The organism is Natronobacterium gregoryi SP2 (assembly GCF_000230715.2).
GTDB lineage: Archaea > Halobacteriota > Halobacteria > Halobacteriales > Natrialbaceae > Natronobacterium > Natronobacterium gregoryi.
In genome coordinates this window covers 3,102,840-3,121,635 of record NC_019792.1, presented here as the reverse complement: position 1 = coordinate 3,121,635, position 18,796 = coordinate 3,102,840, and the positions used below count along the sequence as shown (strand labels likewise).

General features: G+C 61.5%; 20 protein-coding genes and 3 pseudogenes. 8 read left to right on the top strand and 15 right to left on the bottom strand.

The genetic code is table 11. The features are described 5' to 3' along the window. Positions 1-254: 254 nt before the first annotated feature. The 3 genes and pseudogenes from NATGR_RS19635 to NATGR_RS15440 all read left to right on the top strand — a co-directional run. Positions 255-473 (top strand): annotated as a pseudogene (locus NATGR_RS19635) (transposase); the annotation flags it as partial. 290 nt (positions 474-763) lie between these two features. Then, positions 764-952, top strand: a pseudogene (locus NATGR_RS20745) (DUF7490 domain-containing protein); the annotation flags it as partial. After that, complete coding sequence (locus tag NATGR_RS15440) at positions 901-1,116, top strand: hypothetical protein (RefSeq protein WP_005581009.1); 216 nt, start codon at positions 901-903, stop codon at positions 1,114-1,116. The pseudogene NATGR_RS20745 and the gene NATGR_RS15440, both read left to right, overlap by 52 nt. A gap of 306 nt (positions 1,117-1,422) precedes the next feature. Here NATGR_RS15440 and NATGR_RS15435 read toward each other — a convergent pair whose 3' ends face one another. Continuing rightward, on the bottom strand, positions 1,423-1,641 hold the full coding sequence (locus NATGR_RS15435; RefSeq protein WP_005581008.1) for a hypothetical protein: 219 nt from the start codon (positions 1,639-1,641) through the stop codon (positions 1,423-1,425). Between the two features lie 343 nt (positions 1,642-1,984). Between NATGR_RS15435 and NATGR_RS15430 the strand changes: the two are divergent. Continuing rightward, positions 1,985-2,194: pseudogene (locus NATGR_RS15430) on the top strand (transposase); the annotation flags it as partial. 123 nt (positions 2,195-2,317) lie between these two features. Here NATGR_RS15430 and NATGR_RS15425 read toward each other — a convergent pair. Further along, positions 2,318-2,944 carry a zinc metalloprotease gene (locus NATGR_RS15425; RefSeq protein WP_005581006.1) on the bottom strand — a complete coding sequence of 209 codons (627 nt, stop codon included), beginning with the start codon at positions 2,942-2,944 and terminating at the stop codon, positions 2,318-2,320. After that, positions 2,941-4,713 carry a TraB/GumN family protein gene (locus NATGR_RS15420; protein WP_005581005.1) on the bottom strand — a complete coding sequence of 591 codons (1,773 nt, stop codon included), beginning with the start codon at positions 4,711-4,713 and terminating at the stop codon, positions 2,941-2,943. Before NATGR_RS15420 ends, NATGR_RS15425 begins: the two co-directional genes overlap by 4 nt. Positions 4,714-4,804: 91 nt before the next feature. On the opposite strand from NATGR_RS15420, the gene NATGR_RS15415 reads away from it, so the two are divergent. Beyond that, the gene (locus NATGR_RS15415) at positions 4,805-5,251 is read left to right on the top strand and encodes an acyl-CoA thioesterase (protein ID WP_005581004.1); all 447 of its coding nucleotides are present in this window, start codon (positions 4,805-4,807) and stop codon (positions 5,249-5,251) included. On the opposite strand, the gene NATGR_RS15410 is transcribed toward NATGR_RS15415, so the two are convergent. The 5 genes from NATGR_RS15410 to NATGR_RS15390 all read right to left on the bottom strand — a co-directional run bounded on the left by NATGR_RS15410 (position 5,252) and on the right by NATGR_RS15390 (position 8,881). After that, complete coding sequence (locus NATGR_RS15410) at positions 5,252-6,304, bottom strand: S66 family peptidase (protein WP_005581003.1); 1,053 nt, start codon at positions 6,302-6,304, stop codon at positions 5,252-5,254. It lies immediately after the preceding gene. Positions 6,305-6,349: 45 nt separating this feature from the next. Beyond that, positions 6,350-6,562, bottom strand: a complete 213-nt coding sequence (locus tag NATGR_RS15405; protein ID WP_005581002.1) for a hypothetical protein — start codon at positions 6,560-6,562, stop codon at positions 6,350-6,352. 74 nt (positions 6,563-6,636) lie between these two features. Further along, on the bottom strand, positions 6,637-7,248 hold the full coding sequence (locus NATGR_RS15400) for a phosphotransferase (protein ID WP_074929657.1): 612 nt from the start codon (positions 7,246-7,248) through the stop codon (positions 6,637-6,639). A 409-nt stretch (positions 7,249-7,657) separates the two neighbouring features. Continuing rightward, positions 7,658-8,437 carry an HAD-IIA family hydrolase gene (locus NATGR_RS15395; protein ID WP_015233779.1) on the bottom strand — a complete coding sequence of 260 codons (780 nt, stop codon included), beginning with the start codon at positions 8,435-8,437 and terminating at the stop codon, positions 7,658-7,660. A gap of 48 nt (positions 8,438-8,485) precedes the next feature. Beyond that, the gene (locus tag NATGR_RS15390; protein ID WP_005580996.1) at positions 8,486-8,881 is read right to left on the bottom strand and encodes an SHOCT domain-containing protein; all 396 of its coding nucleotides are present in this window, start codon (positions 8,879-8,881) and stop codon (positions 8,486-8,488) included. 31 nt (positions 8,882-8,912) lie between these two features. Between NATGR_RS15390 and NATGR_RS19630 the strand changes: the two genes are divergently transcribed. Then, a complete protein-coding gene (locus NATGR_RS19630; RefSeq protein ID WP_155897300.1) occupies positions 8,913-9,074 on the top strand; it encodes a hypothetical protein in 162 nt (53 codons plus the stop codon). Between the two features lie 9 nt (positions 9,075-9,083). Here NATGR_RS19630 and NATGR_RS15385 read toward each other — a convergent pair whose 3' ends face one another. The 5 genes from NATGR_RS15385 to NATGR_RS15365 form a co-directional block, all read right to left on the bottom strand. Next, on the bottom strand, positions 9,084-9,494 hold the full coding sequence (locus NATGR_RS15385) for a DUF7471 family protein (protein ID WP_015233778.1): 411 nt from the start codon (positions 9,492-9,494) through the stop codon (positions 9,084-9,086). A 107-nt stretch (positions 9,495-9,601) separates the two neighbouring features. Further along, complete coding sequence (locus NATGR_RS15380; RefSeq protein WP_005580988.1) at positions 9,602-10,261, bottom strand: nitrous oxide reductase accessory protein NosL; 660 nt, start codon at positions 10,259-10,261, stop codon at positions 9,602-9,604. Positions 10,262-10,629: 368 nt separating this feature from the next. Then, the gene (locus tag NATGR_RS15375) at positions 10,630-11,085 is read right to left on the bottom strand and encodes a hypothetical protein (protein WP_005580986.1); all 456 of its coding nucleotides are present in this window, start codon (positions 11,083-11,085) and stop codon (positions 10,630-10,632) included. A gap of 48 nt (positions 11,086-11,133) precedes the next feature. Continuing rightward, positions 11,134-11,775: a rhomboid family intramembrane serine protease gene (locus NATGR_RS15370; protein WP_005580985.1), complete on the bottom strand. Its 642-nt coding sequence runs from the start codon at positions 11,773-11,775 to the stop codon at positions 11,134-11,136. Between the two features lie 744 nt (positions 11,776-12,519). Next, positions 12,520-13,425 (bottom strand): acetamidase/formamidase family protein, encoded by a 906-nt coding sequence (locus NATGR_RS15365; RefSeq protein ID WP_005580984.1) that lies wholly within the window; start codon positions 13,423-13,425, stop codon positions 12,520-12,522. Positions 13,426-13,512: 87 nt separating this feature from the next. Here NATGR_RS15365 and NATGR_RS15360 point away from each other — a divergent pair, with 87 nt between their 5' ends. Continuing rightward, entirely contained in the window at positions 13,513-14,280 is a 768-nt protein-coding gene (locus NATGR_RS15360) for a Nif3-like dinuclear metal center hexameric protein (RefSeq protein WP_005580983.1), read from the top strand. 194 nt (positions 14,281-14,474) lie between these two features. Next, positions 14,475-16,106: a methyl-accepting chemotaxis protein gene (locus tag NATGR_RS15355; RefSeq protein WP_005580981.1), complete on the top strand. Its 1,632-nt coding sequence runs from the start codon at positions 14,475-14,477 to the stop codon at positions 16,104-16,106. Positions 16,107-16,490: 384 nt separating this feature from the next. Here the strand turns inward: NATGR_RS15355 and rdfA are convergent, their stop codons facing one another. Beyond that, the gene (gene rdfA, locus NATGR_RS15350; RefSeq protein WP_005580979.1) at positions 16,491-17,129 is read right to left on the bottom strand and encodes a rod-determining factor RdfA; all 639 of its coding nucleotides are present in this window, start codon (positions 17,127-17,129) and stop codon (positions 16,491-16,493) included. Between the two features lie 212 nt (positions 17,130-17,341). Further along, on the bottom strand, positions 17,342-18,697 hold the full coding sequence (locus NATGR_RS15345; protein WP_005580977.1) for a glycerate kinase type-2 family protein: 1,356 nt from the start codon (positions 18,695-18,697) through the stop codon (positions 17,342-17,344). Between the last annotated feature and the right edge of the window lie 99 nt (positions 18,698-18,796).

Here is an 18,796-nt window from a genome sequence, read left to right as displayed (position 1 = left end):
AGTCAATAGATGTAGCTACCGCTTTTCAAGAAGCGTCTGCTCTCGATTCTTCTGACCGTTTCTGGAAAGGGAAACGACAACTCAGACGGTTTGCTGTAACGATTTACCGGTGCAACCGCAAGACTGACCGCGATTGCACCGGCAATGACTTACAGCAATCCGTATCAGACGGAGTACCGCAACGGCGTACCGGTGCCTCCGCCACCCCGGACGCCATCCGTTCTAGTTTAGCAGATCGGGGTATCCAGAAACCGGCGAACAAGGTGCAGGCATTCGCCGAAGGAACTCCGATCGAACTGTGTTACCTTCCACGGGGTTCACCAGAGCTGAACCCCGTGGAAGAGTGCTGGCGACGACTCAATCAAGCACTCGGCAACCGCTTGTTCAACACACTGGATGAACTTCAAGAGGCTGCACTGACCGCGCTTGACGACATCGAACCGCCGAATGTCTTTACGTACTTATGTCCTTGAGTATCAGGAGTAGAGCGCACTAGTCAGAGTAGACTTGGGACACTACTAGACGGTGCCGCGTTCGTCGTCGGTGCCGTGACGTTCGTCCTCTCCGGTACGGTCGCCGATCCCGAATACCCCGAGGTGGCGGCCGAATTCGACCGTTACACGTCGTTTCTCGAGGTGACGATCGCCGCCGACGAAGGTTCGGGTGAAATAGTCTCGCTCGCGGCCGACAGTACCTCTAGCACCAGCACCACGGCGGCCCGGTATCGAACGTCACGGCCGTCCGTCGAGCCACGGACACGGGGACAGGACTCGTCGAGGGGACGACTGACCACAGGGTCGGAACACTCGAGGGTGGCGACGGGACGACGGCTACCGCCATAGTCGACACCCTACGAGACGGATCGTCCGAGATCGAACCGTTCGTCTACGCCGACGACACGTGGACGGAGTCGACCAGCCACCCGTCTCCGGCGTCGACACACTGGCGCTGACCGACGCGGACAGCGCTGTCGAGTTCCACCGGTTCGGCGACGGTGGCGTCCCCGCGATCGCGTACTCGGTCGCCGACGCAAGCGGCGACGGAACCACTCTCGAGGTGACGAACTCCCTCACCAGCACGAGGACGACAGGGCCGGAGACCTCGAGATCGAGTTGAGGGCCAGACAGGCCAGTCCGAGCGTCGTTGCCGACGCCAGTATGAACTCCGCCCGACGGTCCACCCCGCCGAAACCGTGACGCTGTCGGCGGAACTCGGGGTGGCTGATACTGTCGGACAGAACGACGTGACGATTGGTCGCTCTGTTGGGGCTGTCACTGGTGGAGACGGCCCCGAATCCGCGACTGACTTCGTATTGACTTCTGTCTGACAGTATGAGAGGAGAGTCCGATCAAGAGGTGGGCTGTCGTGTGCCCTGGATAGCGGAGAGCGCGAGCGCCTCTCGATCACGTACTTCGAGACCGTTTACAGGCCGTAATCGTCGAGTGAATGCTGGTGTTTCCAGTAGGCGGCGACCGAGTCCAGATCGAACACGAGTTCACCGTCGACCAGTTCGAGCGTGATCTTTTCGCTCCCGATTTCCGTGTCGTGAATGTGTAGTTCGAGCGGTTTGTCGATCCCTTCGACGGTAACCATCAGTTCGCCTGCATCCTCGAGTTCTGTCTGCAACGTATCAGCGTTCATAGCTCCAGAGAGAGGTTCTGCTTGAGGTGGCATAAACGGGGACCGACATTCCCAATGATTGGGGGATGCGTGAGGTGTCTTTGCGAAGACGTTCGCTCCGAACCATTGGAAGCGGGCTTGGAGTGACTAACGGGCACGGGACTCGGCTGAAGACCGCCAGATTCGATCGCCGTTCGACGCTCGTGATGGTGTCTCACCACTCAAACTCCACATTATAGAAAGTACGAGGCGAAAACCAACGACGTTAGCCGTGCGGATGAAGCCGACAACTGGGAATCGAACCACGCTACAGTAGCAGACCGACTCCCAATATTTAACAGCCAGCCGCCCCTATATATAAGGGGTGGCGGTGCGGCGTACCGTCCTCGTTGCACTCGACGTGGACAGTGACGACGCCGCACTCCTCGAAGACACCGTAGACACCTTCCTCTTGTCGGCACAGTACGTCGTAGACCACGCTTTCAAAGGCGGGTACGTCACCACCAGCAAGACCACACTGGACGACGAAACCTCCGACGACGTACGCGAGAAAACCGACGGCTTCAACGGTGGAGGGAGTTCAATACTGAAGGAATGTCGGTTACAGTAACCCGTTCACAGGTCCGCAGACGCTTAGCGAAGAGTTCGGTTTCGGCGATACCCTCGTGGCGAATACTGACCGCGAGCCGATTCGCCGTCAGAAGGCGACGAAGAACCCGACGAGCAGTAGCACGCTGATCCCGAAGACGCCAGCGAAGACTGTCGTGTTCCAGTCGTAGACCGTCTTCCCGTCGAGTGGACCGAACGGGAGCATGTTGAAGGCAGCGAGAAAGAGGTTGATGAGCACACCCATGTGTCCGATCTGGCCGAGGAACCCTCCGAAGGCCATAAGCGGGAAGAAGAGCACGGCGAGGACGTGGTTCGTTACGGGGCCCGCCAGTGCGACCATGGCGTTTTCCCGCTTGGTGATCCGTCCACGGTGATAGACGGCACCCGGCGCGGCAAAGAGAAAGCCGATCAGTGCACTCATGATCGCCAAGAACAACATCTGATAGTCCGCCCGAAATTCGGCTATCTGCCCGTACTCGATCGCCACCACCTTGTGCGCGAGTTCGTGCAAGAGAAACGCGACGCCGACGGTGACGAAACTCAACGCGATCATCGTGGCGAAGTCGCCGACGCCGACACCTGCCACCCGGTGAATCGGCGCGAGCAACAGCGCGAACGCGACGCTCAGGACGACCCAGGCCACCGCGAGATCGAACAGCTCCTTGTCGCTGAACGTGAGTTCGGCTCCGGAGCGGCGGCTGTCGCGGACGGTCACGTAATCAGCCCCCGAAGGAGCTCGAGGCTGTTACGCGCACCCCGAAGAAGTTCGTTCATCAGCGCGTCGACACCACCGATGTCTTGGCCGAGCCAGGGAACGACGACGATGAAAAACAGGAACGATGCGATCATGCTCCCGACGTTCGTCAGAGCGACGATCATGATCAGCCGAAAGAGGGGAACGTCGAACATCTCGCCGACAGCCTCGCCGATGGGACGACTGGTGTCGTCGACGATCTCGTTGAGCGTCTGGATGTCGCGGACGTTGACCGGCCGGTGCCTGAGTTCGACGTAACCGGCGAACCAGCCAGGTGCGAGCATCGGATTGATGCTCGTGAGCCAGGCGACCAGACCGCCGACCCCCGCGCTGGTCCAGCGTGCTCCCGCAAGCCGGGCGAGCGTAAACGCGAAGATGCCGTTGAACAGGAACCACGCGAGGAAAATCTGCAGAAGGAACGTGTTCCGAACGCCGGCCATCAAAAGCAGGAAGAAAAACCCGAAGAACGCGACCATGACCAGATAGCCGAATATCTTCAGCGGCGAGAACCGGCGACTCGAGGCCGTCCCTGTCAGCGACTCCATCGGCGGCAGTTCGCTGGGATTCTCGAGGTAGCGTTCGATTCCTGCACGGTGGCCGGCACCGACGACCGCGAGCACGTCGTAGCCCTGCTGGCGGAGCACGTGGAGTTTGTGCGCGATGTAGGCGTCACGTTCGTCGATCAGGGCATTTGCACCGCGTGGACTGAACCGACGGAACTCCTCCATCATCGCACCGACGACGTCGCCGTCGGTCAACTCTTCGATGTCGATCTCTTCGACGTCTTCGACGTCGCCGCCGAGACTCTCGAGGACGAATCCGAAGATTGCACCGGCGAGCACGCCGAGTCCGAGACCGGCGACCAGTCCGACGCTGCCACGGATCGAGTAGACGCCAGCGGTCTCGAAGTTCGTCGCCGACAGCGGTCCGACGAACGTCTCGGTTGCGACGAGCGCGAGACAGCCGACGATTCCGACGGCTGCTCCGGCGACGAGACGCAACTGGAAGCCGGCAACGATTCCGTCGTCGCCGGCGGACTCGAGCGACGGGAGAAAGAGCAGTCCGAGCAAGACGCCGACGAGGGCACCGACGCCGAGGGAACCGACGTACTGTAGCGTCGTGGGGTCGGTAATCCCGAACAGCAGCGTCTCGCCGTAGCCGAGGAGTGGGGCGACGAACGCGGTTCCGACGAGTCCGACGAACAGTCCGAGGACGGCACCGAAGGTGATCCCGAGCGTCCGGGGATCGGTGATGCCAAGCGCCAGTCCACCGACCATCTTCAGTTTTTCCGTGAACGAGAGACGACTCCAGAACCGCTGGATCGTCACTTGGATGTCTCGGTCGACAAGCGCGACGCCGCTGCCGTTTCGTTCGGCGGCGTCGATCGCCGCTTGCATGTCGGCACCGGGCTCGACATCGAACTGGTCGCCTAGCCGCGACTGGACGTACGACAGCATCCAGTAGGCCAGAAACTGGAACACGGTGTTGCCCGACAGCAGGTCCTTGGCCTCGAGGTCGTCGGGTGTGCCGCCTTGCATCTGGCGGTAGCGGCCTTCGTCCAGTTCTACCGCGACGACGTCGGGTCGTTTCTCGTCGACCGTCTCGTGAACTTCGTCGACGCTCGCTTGCGAGACGTGTGCAGTTCCGAGGACGTCGACGGAACCGGAGTCACCGCCCGACTCGGGTGGGTCTGGTGGCTCCGGCACGTCGGCGTCGCCTCCATCGCTCATTAGTGGTTCAACTAGGCCGCGACTTTTACCAGTATCGAACCGACCGATGGAGAGTGAAAGAGTCAATGCGCTCCTGGCTAAACGTCGGTCGATGACGAATCTCAGCGAAACGGTCGTCGAGAACCGGGAGATGGTCCAGCCACAGCACGGAAATATGCTCGAGGTCGCTCACGGGGGCAACGTCATGAAGTGGATGGACGAAGTGGGGGCGATGTCTGCAATGCGGTTCGCAGGCGAAACCTGTGTCACCGCACGGGTCAATCGAATGAACTTCGAGCGGCCCATCCCTGTCGGCGACACGGCCTACATCACGGCCTACGTCTACGAGGCGGGCACCTCGAGCGTCAAGGTGCGGCTGGTCACCGAACGCGAAGACCTCCGGACGCGGGAACGCGAGAAGACGACCGAATCGTACTTCGTCTACGTCGCAATCGACGAGGACAACGCGCCGACGCCGGTACCCGATCTGATAGTCACCACGGAACAAGAGACACAACTCCAGCAAGAGGCACTCGAGGGAGAGAACGGGGACAGTTGATTACTCGAAGCGGATCGTTGCCGCTTCCGGCTCGATTTCGACGCGACTGCCGATCGGAATCGGCGTCGTCGGCCACGTGTGGCCGAAGTCGACATCGAAGACGATTGGTGCGTCGGGATTGTACTCTGCGAAGGAGCCCGTGATCGCGTCACGCTGTTGTTCTCGGTAGCGTTCGCGTCGTTCCGGCGGCCGATCCTCGAGATGGGATCTGCTCGCAGGTCGACCGACGAGGACACCGGCGAACCGCTCGAGCAGTCCGCGTTCGCCCAGCGCCTGGAGCACGCCTTCGACCCAGGTCGGTTCCGGCAGTTCTTCGGCTGTCTCGAGCGCGAGGATCGTTCCCTCGAGTTCCGCCTCGTCGGGCAGGTACCGCTCGGCGAGGAACTGCTGGTCGAGGACCTCGAGGCAGCCACCCCAGAGCCGGCCCTCGACGGGGTCGTCGCCGCCGGCCAACTGCCAGCCGGGGTTGAGTTCGGTTTCTCGTGGTTCCTCGAGGGAGTCGGGATCGATCCAGTCGCCGGGTTCGTCGGTGAATCGCTCGGCGGGACGAATCTCGCCGAACGACTCCTCGAAGAACGCACGTTCGGTGTACTCGACGGTGTGATCGAACGTGTGGCCGTCCATCCCGAGTTCGACCATCACCGTCGGCCCGTAGTAGGAGACGATGCCGAGGTTCCAGAGATACAGCGCGAGGTTCGTGCTGTCGCTGTAGCCGTAGAACCGGGTCGGGTTCTCCCGGAGGATCTCGGGCTCTAAGTGCTCGAGGATCTTGATCTGGACGTTCCCGCCGATGACCGTGATGACGCCGTCTATCTCGGGATCTTCGAAGGCGTCCATCACGTCTTTCGCGCGCGCTTCCGGATCGTTCGCCAGCGTCTCCTGATCCATCGAAACCGTCGGGTACTCGACGGGCTCGAGGTCGAACACCGCCCGGAGTCGCTCGAGGCCGAGTTCGTAGACGTGTGGGAACTCGCTCGTGGGGTTCGACGACGGTGCGACGACTGCGACCTGACTGCCGCGCTCGAGCGACGGTGGGGTGACGAGGTCGCCCATGTATTGGAAGAATGACTATTCGAAGGCGATACAGCGCGGCCGAGATTAGTTGATCTCTACGTTCCGGTTTTTCGCCTCCTCTACGTAGTTGCTCGCGGTGTCACGCGTCTCCGCGACGGTCGCACCGACGAGACCACCGATCGCACCGCCGGTGCTCGCTGCGTTTCGACTGAACACGCCACCGATCGCGGCGCCGATAGCCGCACCGATCGCCGCGTACCGGGCACGCCGGAACACGTTCGTGAGTTTGTCCCTCATATGTGAGTCTATCGATGCGTTCGAACAAATATGTTTTCCCGGCGGCGACGAAATGAGTGGTCCCCCACAGGGAACTATCCGCGGGAGTCGCGGACCTCCTCGAGTATTTCGAGTGCCCGGTCCCGTATCCGGCCGCCCATCTCGTCGCGTTCTTCCGGGTCGACGACTTTCTGGAGGTGGAGCGACTCGAGGAACGCGACCGAGTTCAGCAGGGAGTACAGCGGTCGTCGCTGCGCTCCGTCGTCGGGGAGCGATCGGACGGATTCGTAGCCGTCCCGGAACTTCCGCTCGACGCGCTCGTCGACGCCGTCGCGTGCCTCGAAGTACGGTATCACCGTCCGCCAGTAGTCGTATTCGGCGGGAGCGACGAGTGCGTGTTCGAAGTCGATACCGAGGACCTCCTCGTCCCCCGTCCGAACGTGGTGTTCGGGGTGGACGTCCCCGTGACACAGGACGGGGGCGCCGGCGCCCTCGAGGACCGCTGGATGCTCTCGGAAGAACTGGCCGATGGCGTCGGCCACGTCGCCGTACTGGGGGCCAGATAGCGCCGATGGTGTTCGATGCGCGCTGTGACGGCGTCGATCCAGGTCTCGTGTAGCGTGACCCCGAGGCTCCCGGCGTCGTTTCGCGGCCGTCCGAACCCGTCGAACTCGCCGACAGTGTCGGCGTGGAGCGTTCCCAGCCACTCGCCAGCGGCGTACGCCCACCCCGGTTCGACGGCCTCGGCGGCGTCCGCTAACTCCCGTCGCCAGGCCGTGACGTAGTGGTCGGTTCCGACGGCCAGTACCTCCGGAACCGTGGCCGACGTGTTCGTCGCAACGTACTCGTGGACGCGTCCCTCGTCCGCTGCGTGTCCTCGAGGGTGAGCGTCGACTTTCACCACTGCGGGCCTGCCGCCGAATCGGATCTCGTATACCCGGTAGGGCGGCACGTCGTGTAATTCGCGGACGACCGTACTCTCGGTGCTGTACTGTGCCAGTGCGTTCTCGATTCGATCTGTCATCGGTGGAATCCGCTGACGGGCGGTGACCGGCCGGTCACAGTGGCGCTGCTCCGGCCTGAAAAGAACGACTTCGAATCGGATCGACTGACACGTTAAAGTATCGACTCGAGGTCGCCCAGCGACTCGAGGACGTGATCGGGTTCGACGGCAGCGTCATCGAGGTCCGATCGGTCCGTAACGCCGGTGAGCACGACGGCGGTCGTCATCCCAGCCCGGTTCCCGAGAGCGACATCGGTATCGAGGCGATCGCCGACGACCAGGGTGTCGGACGGCGCGGCCTCGAGACGCTTTTTTGCGGCGTCGGCGGCGATCTTTGACGGCTTCCCGAGGATCGCGTCCACGTCGCGGCCGGCGACGGCTTCCATCGCCGCGAGGATCGCCCCCGACCCGGGAATCGTTCCATCGCCGACGGGGATCGTCGTGTCGGGGTCCGTGCCGTAGAACGGCACGTTGCCCTCGAGCGCCTGCAGGGCCTCCCAGAGCGTCCCGTAGGAGAACTCGTCGTCGAACGAGCCGAGAACGACTTCGGCGTCGCCGGGTTCGGCCGCCAGATCGAGCCCCGCATCCGTGAGGATCGACGCGAGGCGATCCCCGCCGACGAGATAGACCGACTCGTCGGAGTGAGTTCGGGAGAGGTACTCTGCCGTGACGGTCGCCGAGGTCAGCACGGACGTGGGATCGACCTCGAACCCGTGGGGCTCGAGTTTCTCTCGATAGTGGACGCTTCCACGCGTCGGGTTGTTCGAGAACAGCAGTTTCGAGCAGTCGACCGTCTGGAGCGTCCGGAGGCCGTCGTCAGCACCGGGGATCAATTCGCTGCCCCGAACGATCGTTCCGTCGACGTCGAGGATCACCCCCTCGTAGTCGGTCATCGAGCGCATCTATGGCCGACTGCCGATTGAGTGTTTCCCTCGATCGGCTCACCGCTCGAACTCGAGTTCCAGGTCGTCCGTTTCGACGTCAGCCGCTTTCGCTCGCTCGTTGGCCGCGATCAGGCGCTCGAGTTTCTCTTCGAACTCGTCGTCCGAGAGTTCGCCCGCGGCGTACCGACGTTGAAGTTTCGTGACTGGATCGGACGCTTCGCCCGCGTGCGTTCTGACGTCCGCGGCCGACCCCTCGGTGGCCGAAGATCGGTCCCGCTGCGTGAGAGACCACACGAGCACGAAACTGAGAACGAACAGCCCCGTAATCACCACTGCAGAGATCGGTCCAGCGAGCAACAGCGCCGCGATGATAACGACGTCCGCCAAGACGAACTTGATAGCGAAGAGTTCCGTGAGACTGTAGTCCCGGCCGCCGTCGGTATTGCTTCCCATACCGGAGTAGACGACACTCGAAAAAGTAACTGTGGGGGCGTCCGTCACGTCGTTTATCGCCGTCGTCGACGAACCACGACGCATAGCGACGTCGAACCCCGTTCTCGCTCCACCCGACGACTCCGAGTGTGTGACGGCAGCACTCGATGACGCACTCGAGGAGGACGTGCCGCCAGCGACGACCGTGCAGTGAGTGGGGTGCTCACTCACCATCCCCGTAGGCCGTCCCAGGTGGTCTCTCCCTGACGACCAGATAGAGGAGAGACGTCGCGATCAGGACGTCGATCCCGTGCTCGACGAGGTGGTGGACGGTCATCGGAACGACGGCGAACACCGTGCCGAGGCCGACGGCAGATCGGACTACGAGGAGTCCAAGGACGACCGTCAGGAGCCGGTACCTGACCGTTCGCCTGCGAAGGTAGCTGCCGAATCCGACGACAAAGAGGACGGTCGTTCCGACCGTAGCGAGGACGATGACGACGAGCAAAAGCGGTGCAAGGGCCGGAGAGACCCACTCTCCGGTGGCGATTGCAACTCTCCCCGACAGCCACGGCTCGAGCGAATCGGCGACCGCTCGTGGAAACGTGGCGAGCGTCACGGGGAGTGTGCTCATCGGACACCGATCGATGCGGCCAGGTCATACGGTTTGCTGTCAGTCATTTCTGGCGCAACCGCGAGCCTTCCTGCGGTCGTGCCGGTACATCGGTACAGCAGTCCGTATCAGTGGTCGTGGCCGTCGCCATCGCCGTTCTCGTCGTCCTCGAAGAACCCGCTCCGGTAGAACTCCGCGAGTTCCCGGTCGAACGCCGACAACTCGATGATGTCGTCTTCGTCGTACTCCTCGAACTCGTCGACGAAGGCGTCGGCGTCGTCCCTGTCGGCGAACGGGGTCGGGTTCCGCATCATGATGTCGTCGACGTGATCGGGATCGGCCACACGCACGAAAGACGCCTCCGAGGCGTCGATCAGCTCACCCGTCTCGAAGTCCGTGACCCAGACGCCGTCGATCTCGGCGTCGGGACCGCCGAACTCCGCCGGAGCCCCGTAGTAGGCGGCCATACAGCCGGCCGAGCAGAAGAACTCCCGGTGACCATCGTCGTGGACCAACTGGGCGTTCCAGTCCGGATGCTCCCCGACAACCATATTACAGATCCCACACTCTTCTCCGTCCGGGAATTCCACCTGCTCGAGTGTCTCTTCGTCTCCGTCGTCCTGTTCGGGCCCGTCGTTTATCTGCTCGTCTACCTCCTCGCTGTTGTCGTCTTCGTCTCGCTCTGTCGATTCCCCATCACCGAGACAGCCGGTGAGACTGACTGCAGTTCCGATTCCGATCGAACCGAGGACTCGTCGTCGATACGTCGTGTTGGGAGTGTTCTCCATACACCAGCAAAGATAGGATAGTGTAAACGCTATTTGGTACTTTCGTCGAAAGATCCGACGTTCGAACCACAACTACGGGAACGAAGGCCTTATCTGCAGGTATTCGAGCCCGGCCCCTGTATGAGATATCTGGGAGGAACGCCAATAGTTGTGTCTCACGCAGACGATTCGACGGTCGACTCGAAAAGATTCTCGACCCCGGCCTGCCGTACGGACTGGCTGGCACTCGAGGTCGAACCACGCAAGCCACTGGAACTGGCGGCAGTCTATCCCGGCGTGTACGGGGATGCGACCAGTAGTGCCGCCGACGAGGTCGACTATCGGCGGTCAGTTTCGGGACGGACGGACGACTTTCGGGTCCGTCTAACTCAGAAGTCGGGTAGGTCGTCCGGCGGTTCGTAATCGGATTCCCACTCGATATAGTCTTCTTTCAACACTTCACAGACCAGTTGCCCCAGCTCTGTGAGTTCCGCATTAATTGCAGACACGGTTCCCCAAGTCTCGAGGTCGGGGTGATACTCTCGCGTTTGCCAATCCTCGGGAATCCCTGGCGCGTGATAGCCGACTCGATCGGCGAAAGAATCCCAAAAGAAATCGAACTTCTGGATCAGTCCAATATCTGCTACGATCATATATTCGTCTTCGGTCAGGTCGGTATCCGATACCCATCGCTCCCACGCTTGTTCCCACGCACCTTCCTGGAGCAGGTCCGCTATTTCGTCCCGCTTGTAGTCTGTCTCCCCTACGATTTCGGCATCTTCGTAGTCGTTTGGGTCGACGTCTTCCAACTCCGGTGGGTGTGGGATCTCAACGTCTCCAACCATACCTACGGCTTACGCACGGGCGGATATAAGCCCCCATGACTGGGGCTGCTAGTCGAACAAAGCTACCTCGCTCATCATCGCTCCAAGTACAAGTCCGACAGCGTGGTAGTGGTGGCCTAGTCCCGGAAATGGTACCCCGGCTGATTTCCGCCAAATATCGAAAGCAATTCCACCGAGGCTAATGACTAACAGTATACCAAAAAGAGTGGAGTTTTTGACAATAATGCCACTCTCGGCCAGCGGCGGATTCCGATGCGACCAGTAGTGGCGGAGACTCAGTCCCCAGAGAACGAACAACCCAATACTCGAACCCAATCCGCCGGTAGCGGTAGCATCAGACAGGAACGGGACTCGAACGAGAACGACCAGAACGGTCCCGATGACAGCACAGAGTGCTCCACCCACAATGTAAGCCACGCTCGTTTTTGCGGGACCCAACGCCCGTTCGACTGGAGGGATGAGATACAATGCAAGCATGCTGTTGAACAGTAAATGTGCGAAATTGCCGTGTCCGAGTGGCGCAGTCACCCAGGTCCATACATACTCTAGATGAGAGAAGCGCACTACAAAGAGTGAAAGAACGAACTCCTCGCCGTAGATGGATTCGACTCCTAACCGAAGCCCGTAAAATAGCCAGACGATCACCAGGAACAAAACAGTTACTCGGGAACGCTGCAACGTCCTACTCATCCTCTAGTTTGTTCACGCACTATTCGTTAATACTACTTTCTGAATGTAACACCATTGTCGGGCGGTGAGAGCACGTAGCGAAACGTGCCAAAGTCTGTTCAGAACGTCAACATCGCTGGGCTGAATCTATCCTCTATATTCCCCGATAGAAACGCTGCTGATCGACCAAACCACCGCTATCGATAAAATGGTTGGGCCACAACGGGTCTTGGCTCCTGCCCATCCGGCAGGCGGTCGGAGTCTTGATGCGGTGCGGTCGCTGTCGGGCGATAGCAGTCCCCACGCGGACATTGGCCAGCCACTGATCGATTCGCTGTCAGTTATTTCCGGCGCGACCGCGAGACCGCCTGCGGTCGCGCCGGGACATCGGTACAGCATTCCGTATGAGGGCCACCGAACTGGCGGTCCACAGATCTTCCGTCACTTCCAGTTGAGACTGTGGTCGTGTCTCGATTCCTCGAACAGTGTCTTCTCGCACGGGGCGCCAGTGCGTGAACCAGAGGTTCGCCTATTCGGGCCTTCCCGACTGCCGCGCGCCGCGACAGCCAGACTGTAACGCCCATGATTTGGCTTCTTTCGTACTTGGACCAGTCAGCACCACGTGCTCGACGGCACGGAATACAGGTCGGTCTCTTGTGCCCCATGCTTGGTTCACGCTCTCGTGGCATAGCAGCGTTTCCATCGAGTCAGCACGGCCTCCGTAACTGATCACCAACTGGGGGTTTCAACAAGACCTCTCCGTCGTTAGAACGGATCGGCGAGATACTCCCGTGGGACAGCGTTTCTCACCGTCACCAGTGGATCGACCACCTGACTGATCTCGAGGTCTGCGACGAGACTCGAGAACGCGTAGGCGTCGGTTTCGTCGATCCCGTGTTCCGCGGCGAGCAGTTCGATCGCGTCCAGATTCGCCAACTTGCAGGCTTGTTCGAGCGTGTCGGCGCTCGCGACAGTCTTCCAGGCGTCGTCCGTCTCGAGCAGTGGGCGCTCGAGTGCGACGTTTGGGTCGTCGATTACTTCGACGGTAACGTCGATGGCGGTCGCGATCTCCGCTCCCGTGCCGCACATCTCACCGTCAGCCATGGCGGCCTTGGAGTCACCCATCGCGAGCATCGCCCCTTCCTGAAACACTGGGAAATAGATCGTGTTCCCGCCGGTGACGTCGGTTGTGTCGAGATTGCCGCCGTGATCGTGGGGGACGAGCGTCGTGTACGACTCGTCTGCGGGTGCGACGCCGATCGTGCCGACGACAGGGTCGATCGGTACCTCGAGATCGTCGAACGCGATCGAGTCGTCCTCGACGGGCGTGATCCGGCTTCGGGGCGCCTCGATCTCGTCGTACCCGTCGAGGAGGCCGAAGCCGTCGATAGTGATCACTCGACCTCGATCCTCCGTCACTCGGACGGCTTCGATCTCGACGCGCAACACGTCGCCGGGTTCGGCGGCCTCGACGGCGATCGGCCCCGTCGCGGCGTTTACTTCCTCGGGCACCGACTCGATGATGTCGTCCTCGGACTGGACCGCGCCATCCAAGCTGTCACGAGTCTCGATCGTCAGTTCGGCACCGGAGTCGACGGTTGCAATCGGCTCGAGGTCGGGAGTGAACTCGTAGATTGCACCGTCCTCGTGGGAGATCGTTTGACGGGACATAGCTGCTCGTTCGGTATCGTGACATAAATCGGTACCCGTCCCGCCACCGCAAGCATACAAACCCTCGGCAGAAAGTGAAAGACGAATATGGAACTGATGGAACTCGCCGATCGACTCGACGAAACGCTGTGTATCGACGACTACGCCGATCTGGACGCGAGCGTGAACGGACTTCAGGTCGGCCCCGACGAAGCGTCGGTCGAACACGTCGCCTTCGCCGTCGACGGCGTTTGCGAGACGTTCGACCGGGCGATCGATGCCGACGCGGACGTGCTCGTCACCCATCACGGCATCTCGTGGGGCGGTTTCGATCGCGTCACCGGCCGGACCTACGACCGGATCGCACCACTGGTCGAGAACGGCCTCGCGCTGTACGTCTCGCATCTACCGCTCGACGGCCACCAGAAACTGGGTAATGCTGCCGGCGTTGCCGACGTCCTCGATCTCGAGAATCGCCGACCTTTCGGTGAACTCGGCCCCGAATACGTCGGACAGCGCGGAACCGCAACCGATCCTTACTCGCCCGACGGCCTCCGTGATCGACTCGAGGACAGCCTCGAGACCGGTGGCGAGCCGGTACAGGTGCTCGACTTTGGTCCCGACGAGATCGAGGATGTCGCGGTTCTCACCGGCAGCGGCACCGACTGGCTCGACGAGGCCGTCGAGGCAGGTGCCGACGCGCTGGTGACGGGCGAGGGGAAGCAAAAGGCCTACCACGAGGCACGAGAAGCCGGCATCCACGTTTTCCTGGCGGGCCACTACGCGACCGAGACGTTCGGCGTCAGAGCGCTGCAGGAACTGGTCGAGGAGTGGGGGCTCGAGACGAGTTATTTCGAACTTCCGACGGGTCTGTAGAGGTGACTGGCGGGCGATTCGGTCAGGGACCAGCCCCCACCAAATTTGTGATGATCGGTTATCTATGTCGGCTATAAGTTAGTTATTTTCGGGAATTACGACCGTGTTTGGCAACAACAATTATCCGGTTTCGTTCTTAGTCGTCTGAACGAGACAGCCATGAACGGAATGCAAAAGTATCAAGGTGATGTTAAATGGGGGTAGAGACGATCGTTCCGGAGCGAATCCGCCAGCAATACAGCGCGAAGATCGCTACAGCACTCGGGTGTGTCGTCCTGGTCACGCTCGCCTTCGGCGTGCTCTTTGGCGTCTACGTCCACTCGGGGTCGGAGGCTGGTGCCATCGATCGCGCGACCGCCGCAGTGACTGGGTTGTTGGTCGTCTTCTTTATGAACCTGGGGTTGTTCGGGATCGTTATCGGCGGCAACACTGCTCTCGCACTTCATCGGCTAGGAGACCGCGCCGAACGAATCGGTGACGGGGAGTTCGACGTCGACCTCGAGACCGGACGCACCGACGAGGTCGGACAGCTATACGAGACCGTCGCAGGGATGCGTGACTCGCTCGAGACGAACCTCGAGGAACTCGAGGCCGAGCAGAAACGCGCCCAGGACGCCCAGGAGGAGGCAGAACGGCGAGCCGAAGAACTCGAGGAAGAACGCCAGCGGGTCCAGGAGGCGCGCCGCGAGGTCGAAGAGAAGAACGAGCGACTGGTCGCGGAGGCAGAACGCTTCTCCGATGTGATGGACGCCTGTGCTGACGGCGATCTCGGCCGTCGGCTCGACCCACAGATCGAAGACGAGGCGCTCGAGGCGATCGCCGACTCGTTCAACGAGATGCTAGATCGGATGGGTGAACTCATCGCCGAAGTTCAGACATCGGCTCGGACGGTCGAAGACGTGGCCACGGAGCTACAGAGTTCGAGCCAGCAGATCCGGATCGCGAGCGAGGACGTCGCCGAGTCGGTCCAGGAGATTGCCGACGGGGCGACCGAACAGACGACAGATCTCGACGCTGCGGCGAGCGAGGTCAGCGATCTCTCGGCCGCGACCGAAGAGGTCGCAGCCACGACGACGGAGATCGCCGACCAGTCCGAAGATGTCGCGAGCCTCGCCGACGAGGGCCGTGAAATGGCTTCACAAGCAGCGACGACTATCGACTCGCTGGCCGACACGACCGAGACGGTCGCCGAAACGGCGGAAGAACTCGACCGCGAGACCGAACAGATCGGCGAGATCATCTCGCTGATCGACGACATCGCCGACCAGACGAATTTGCTCGCGCTGAACGCCTCGATAGAGGCGGCGACGGCACAGGGCGACGGCGACGGCTTCAACGTGGTCGCAAACGAGATCAAGTCCCTCGCCGAGGAGACGATGGACGCGGTCGACGACATCGAGGAGACGCTCGAGTCGATCCGCACGCGAACGGCGACGACCGTCGACGAGATTGGGATGGTCGACGACGAGATGAGAACCACCGCGTCGCTCGTCGACGACCTCGAGTCCCAGCAGGAGACGATCGCAGAGGGGATCGAGCAGGTCGACGCGAGCATCCAGGAGATCACGTCGACGACCGACGACCAGGCGACTGCTGCCGAGGAACTTGCAACGCTCGTCGACGCCGTCGCGGACGTTTCCACCGAGACGAGTACCGAAGCGGAAGGTGCGGCTGCAGCGGCCGAAGAGACGACGGCGACGATCGACGAAGTGTCGACGACCGCGACCGACCTCGAGGCCGACGCCCAGCACCTACGCGAGTTGCTCGGTTCGTTCAGTCTCGACGACCGTCGCTCCCCGCCGTCGACGCCGGCCAGGGGAGACTAACTGTCTGCGCCGTCTCGAGTCAGAAAGTTGCGGATCATCGTTCCAGCAGTCTTTCGCGCGATCGAAGCCGTTTGAAACACGTTTGGACGCCTGTTCTCTCGCCGTTTTTGCAGTCGGTGGGCGCCCGAGAGTTACTCCAGTAGTGGCCGCTCCCTTTTGCTGTGCCGAATCGGCCGACACGACAGGGGCGATCAATCAGTCGCCGTTTAGAGTTGGCGGAAAAGCGACGAAGACGCGTTCGATGCGACTCGGGGTCGAAAGCCAATCGGCACCACCCAAATCTCGAAATAGTAAACATAAACGTAAACAGTCACATAAAATAAAGCACCATTTAACTCCGCCGGTTCGGCGTGAGTTTTCGAGAAAGAAATCGTGGCCCGTCTGTCACTCTTCGCCGGACCGACAGTCACAGCCGCCCTGATCGAGGAGGTCCCTGACCGTATACTGCGTCTTGCACTCCTCACAGGTAATCGTGATCGTGACGAGGGCGTCGACCTCGCCGACAGCAAGGACGTCGTTGCGGGCGAGTTGTTCGATAGTATCTTTCGTGACCGCAGCGGTCCGATTCCGGAGGGCACCGAGTTTGTCTCGACCCCGCTCGAGACGTTCTTCGTCCGAAGGACCCTCCAGCGAAGCCTCGAGACAGTCGGTGAGATGGTTGTAGACGGTCTGGTGGGACACGAAATCGTTCTCGACAGCTTCGATGGGGATGCCCTCGCGCTCGAGTTCCTTGCGTGTCTGGACGCGCGTCCCGCTACTGACGTCGTCGTCGGTAAGTAGTCGATAGGTGTTTTCTACTTCGCCGTCCCTGTACTGCAGGCCAGAGTCGTCGAGCGCCGACGCGAGGACCTGCTGGTTCACGTGTTCCGCGAGATCCCGCGTGCTGTAGCGCTCTTCTGTCCTGTCTGTCCAGTACCGGACGAGCTGGTCGTCCAGGTCCGAGAGCTCGTGCTCGTCGGTGATCCGACCGACCTTGCAGCCACACGTTACGCTTTCGGTGTCGTCGCTGGCTCGTTCGCTCACTACCGACGTGTCGGCACTTCTCGTAAAAAAGTATTCGGGGTTTACAGTGATACGCTCGTAATGTAGGTCAGTCGACCGTCCGGCGTGTGCACCCATATCTATGTATGGGTTCTTTCATATGCTGAAATAGACCAGATGAGTGTAACTTTTGTCGAGGACTCACGACAGCGGATGGAGGACCGACCCAGGTGCCGATTAGCCGCCGACAGTCGTCACTCGGATCGATCACCATCGATAACGATCACGCGTAGATCGTTCACGTTAGTCCCGGTCGGTCCAGTTCGAACGACCGCGTCTGCCGACTCGAGAACGGACGTCGCGTCGTGTCGATCGAGAGCGTCGCGTCCCGCTTTCTCGGGGATCGTCGTCGCGTCGGCGATCGCACCGGCGACGTCGGTCGTGCCGTCGATCCCGTCCGTATCGACCGCCGAGACGACGATCCCGTCGTTCTCGAGTGCGAGTGCACTGGCGAGGACGAACTCCTGGTTCGGTCCACCGCGTCCGTACTGGTTACCCAGCGTTACGGTCGTCTCCCCGCCCGACAGTACTACTGCCGGCGGCTCGAGTGGGGTTCCGTGTTCACGACATTCCTCGGCGATCGCGACGTGGGTGAGTGCGGCCTCCCGTGATTCGCCGCGTACACGCGAGGAGAGTACCAGCGGGTTGTACCCGTGCTTCGACGCGGCGTCACTTGCAGCCTCGAGTGCCGTTCGTCCGTTGCCGAGGACGTGAGCGTGCGTTCGTCCAGATTCGAAGACGGGGTCGCTGACAGTGGGCGTTTCGGCTCGGTCGCCGTCGACGCCAGCCCGCAGGAGCTCGCGGACGGAGTCCGGAACCGAAAGGTCGTATCGGTCGACGACTGACAGGGCGTCGGCGTACGTCGACGAGTCGGGCACCGTCGGGCCGCTGGCGATCACGCTCAGATCGTCGCCGACGACATCACTCAAGGCGACCGTCACGACCGTCGCTGGCGCGGCGGCGCGTGCGAGTTGGCCGCCCTTGATCGCCGAACAGTGCTTCCGGACGGCGTTTATCTCGTCGATCGACGCACCGCAGGCGAGCAACGCTTCGGTCACTGCCTGCAGGTCCGAGACCGTCAACGGCCCCGCCGGAGCCGCGAGCAACGCACTCCCGCCACCGGTGAAACAGGCAAGGACGAGGTCGCCCTCGTTCGCTTCTCGAGCACACTCGAGGACCGTCCGTGCGTTCCGGACCCCCTCGTCGCTCGGAACCGGGTGATCGCCGGAGAGTACGTCGACGACCTCCGTCTCGACGGGATCGTCGGTCACGACGGCCCCGGCGGTCAGGGAGGGCCGGAGGAGATCCTCGAGCGCGGCCGCGAACTGTCCTGCAGCGTTACCGGCACCGACGAGCACCACGTCGTCGTAAGTCTCGAGGTCGTACTCGGCACCGTCGATTTCGAGCGTCTCTTCTCGAAGCGAGATCGTCTCCTCGACGCGGACCTCGGGATGTGCCGTCTCGATTCCAGCCAGCAGACACTCGAGGGCGACCTGCTTCGTTCTCGAGTCGTCGACGGCTTCCCGACAGTCGGGCGTGAGTGCGACCATGTGCTCGACTCGGTCCGGGCGAGTATGTATCTGGTGTCATCCAGGCAAATCGCAGGCTCGAGCCCTCGGTAGGTCGGTTCGACGTTCCGGTTGGCGTCG

Bases quoted from the DNA above. Each gene is read 5' to 3' on its own strand.
- NATGR_RS15345 (WP_005580977.1), bottom strand. From the start codon at position 18,697: ATGGTCGCACTCACGCCCGACTGTCGGGAAGCCGTCGACGACTCGAGA.
- NATGR_RS15390 (WP_005580996.1), bottom strand. From the start codon at position 8,881: ATGGGAAGCAATACCGACGGCGGCCGGGACTACAGTCTCACGGAACTC.
- NATGR_RS15365 (WP_005580984.1), bottom strand. From the start codon at position 13,425: ATGTCCCGTCAAACGATCTCCCACGAGGACGGTGCAATCTACGAGTTC.
- NATGR_RS15360 (WP_005580983.1), top strand. From the start codon at position 13,513: ATGGAACTGATGGAACTCGCCGATCGACTCGACGAAACGCTGTGTATC.
- NATGR_RS15370 (WP_005580985.1), bottom strand. From the start codon at position 11,775: ATGAGTAGGACGTTGCAGCGTTCCCGAGTAACTGTTTTGTTCCTGGTG.
- NATGR_RS15405 (WP_005581002.1), bottom strand. From the start codon at position 6,562: ATGAGGGACAAACTCACGAACGTGTTCCGGCGTGCCCGGTACGCGGCG.
- NATGR_RS15385 (WP_015233778.1), bottom strand. From the start codon at position 9,494: ATGAGCACACTCCCCGTGACGCTCGCCACGTTTCCACGAGCGGTCGCC.
- NATGR_RS15420 (WP_005581005.1), bottom strand. From the start codon at position 4,713: ATGAGCGATGGAGGCGACGCCGACGTGCCGGAGCCACCAGACCCACCC.
- NATGR_RS15380 (WP_005580988.1), bottom strand. From the start codon at position 10,261: ATGGAGAACACTCCCAACACGACGTATCGACGACGAGTCCTCGGTTCG.
- NATGR_RS15355 (WP_005580981.1), top strand. From the start codon at position 14,475: ATGGGGGTAGAGACGATCGTTCCGGAGCGAATCCGCCAGCAATACAGC.
- NATGR_RS15435 (WP_005581008.1), bottom strand. From the start codon at position 1,641: ATGAACGCTGATACGTTGCAGACAGAACTCGAGGATGCAGGCGAACTG.
- NATGR_RS15415 (WP_005581004.1), top strand. From the start codon at position 4,805: ATGACGAATCTCAGCGAAACGGTCGTCGAGAACCGGGAGATGGTCCAG.
- NATGR_RS15410 (WP_005581003.1), bottom strand. From the start codon at position 6,304: ATGGGCGACCTCGTCACCCCACCGTCGCTCGAGCGCGGCAGTCAGGTC.
- NATGR_RS15395 (WP_015233779.1), bottom strand. From the start codon at position 8,437: ATGACCGACTACGAGGGGGTGATCCTCGACGTCGACGGAACGATCGTT.
- NATGR_RS15375 (WP_005580986.1), bottom strand. From the start codon at position 11,085: ATGGTTGGAGACGTTGAGATCCCACACCCACCGGAGTTGGAAGACGTC.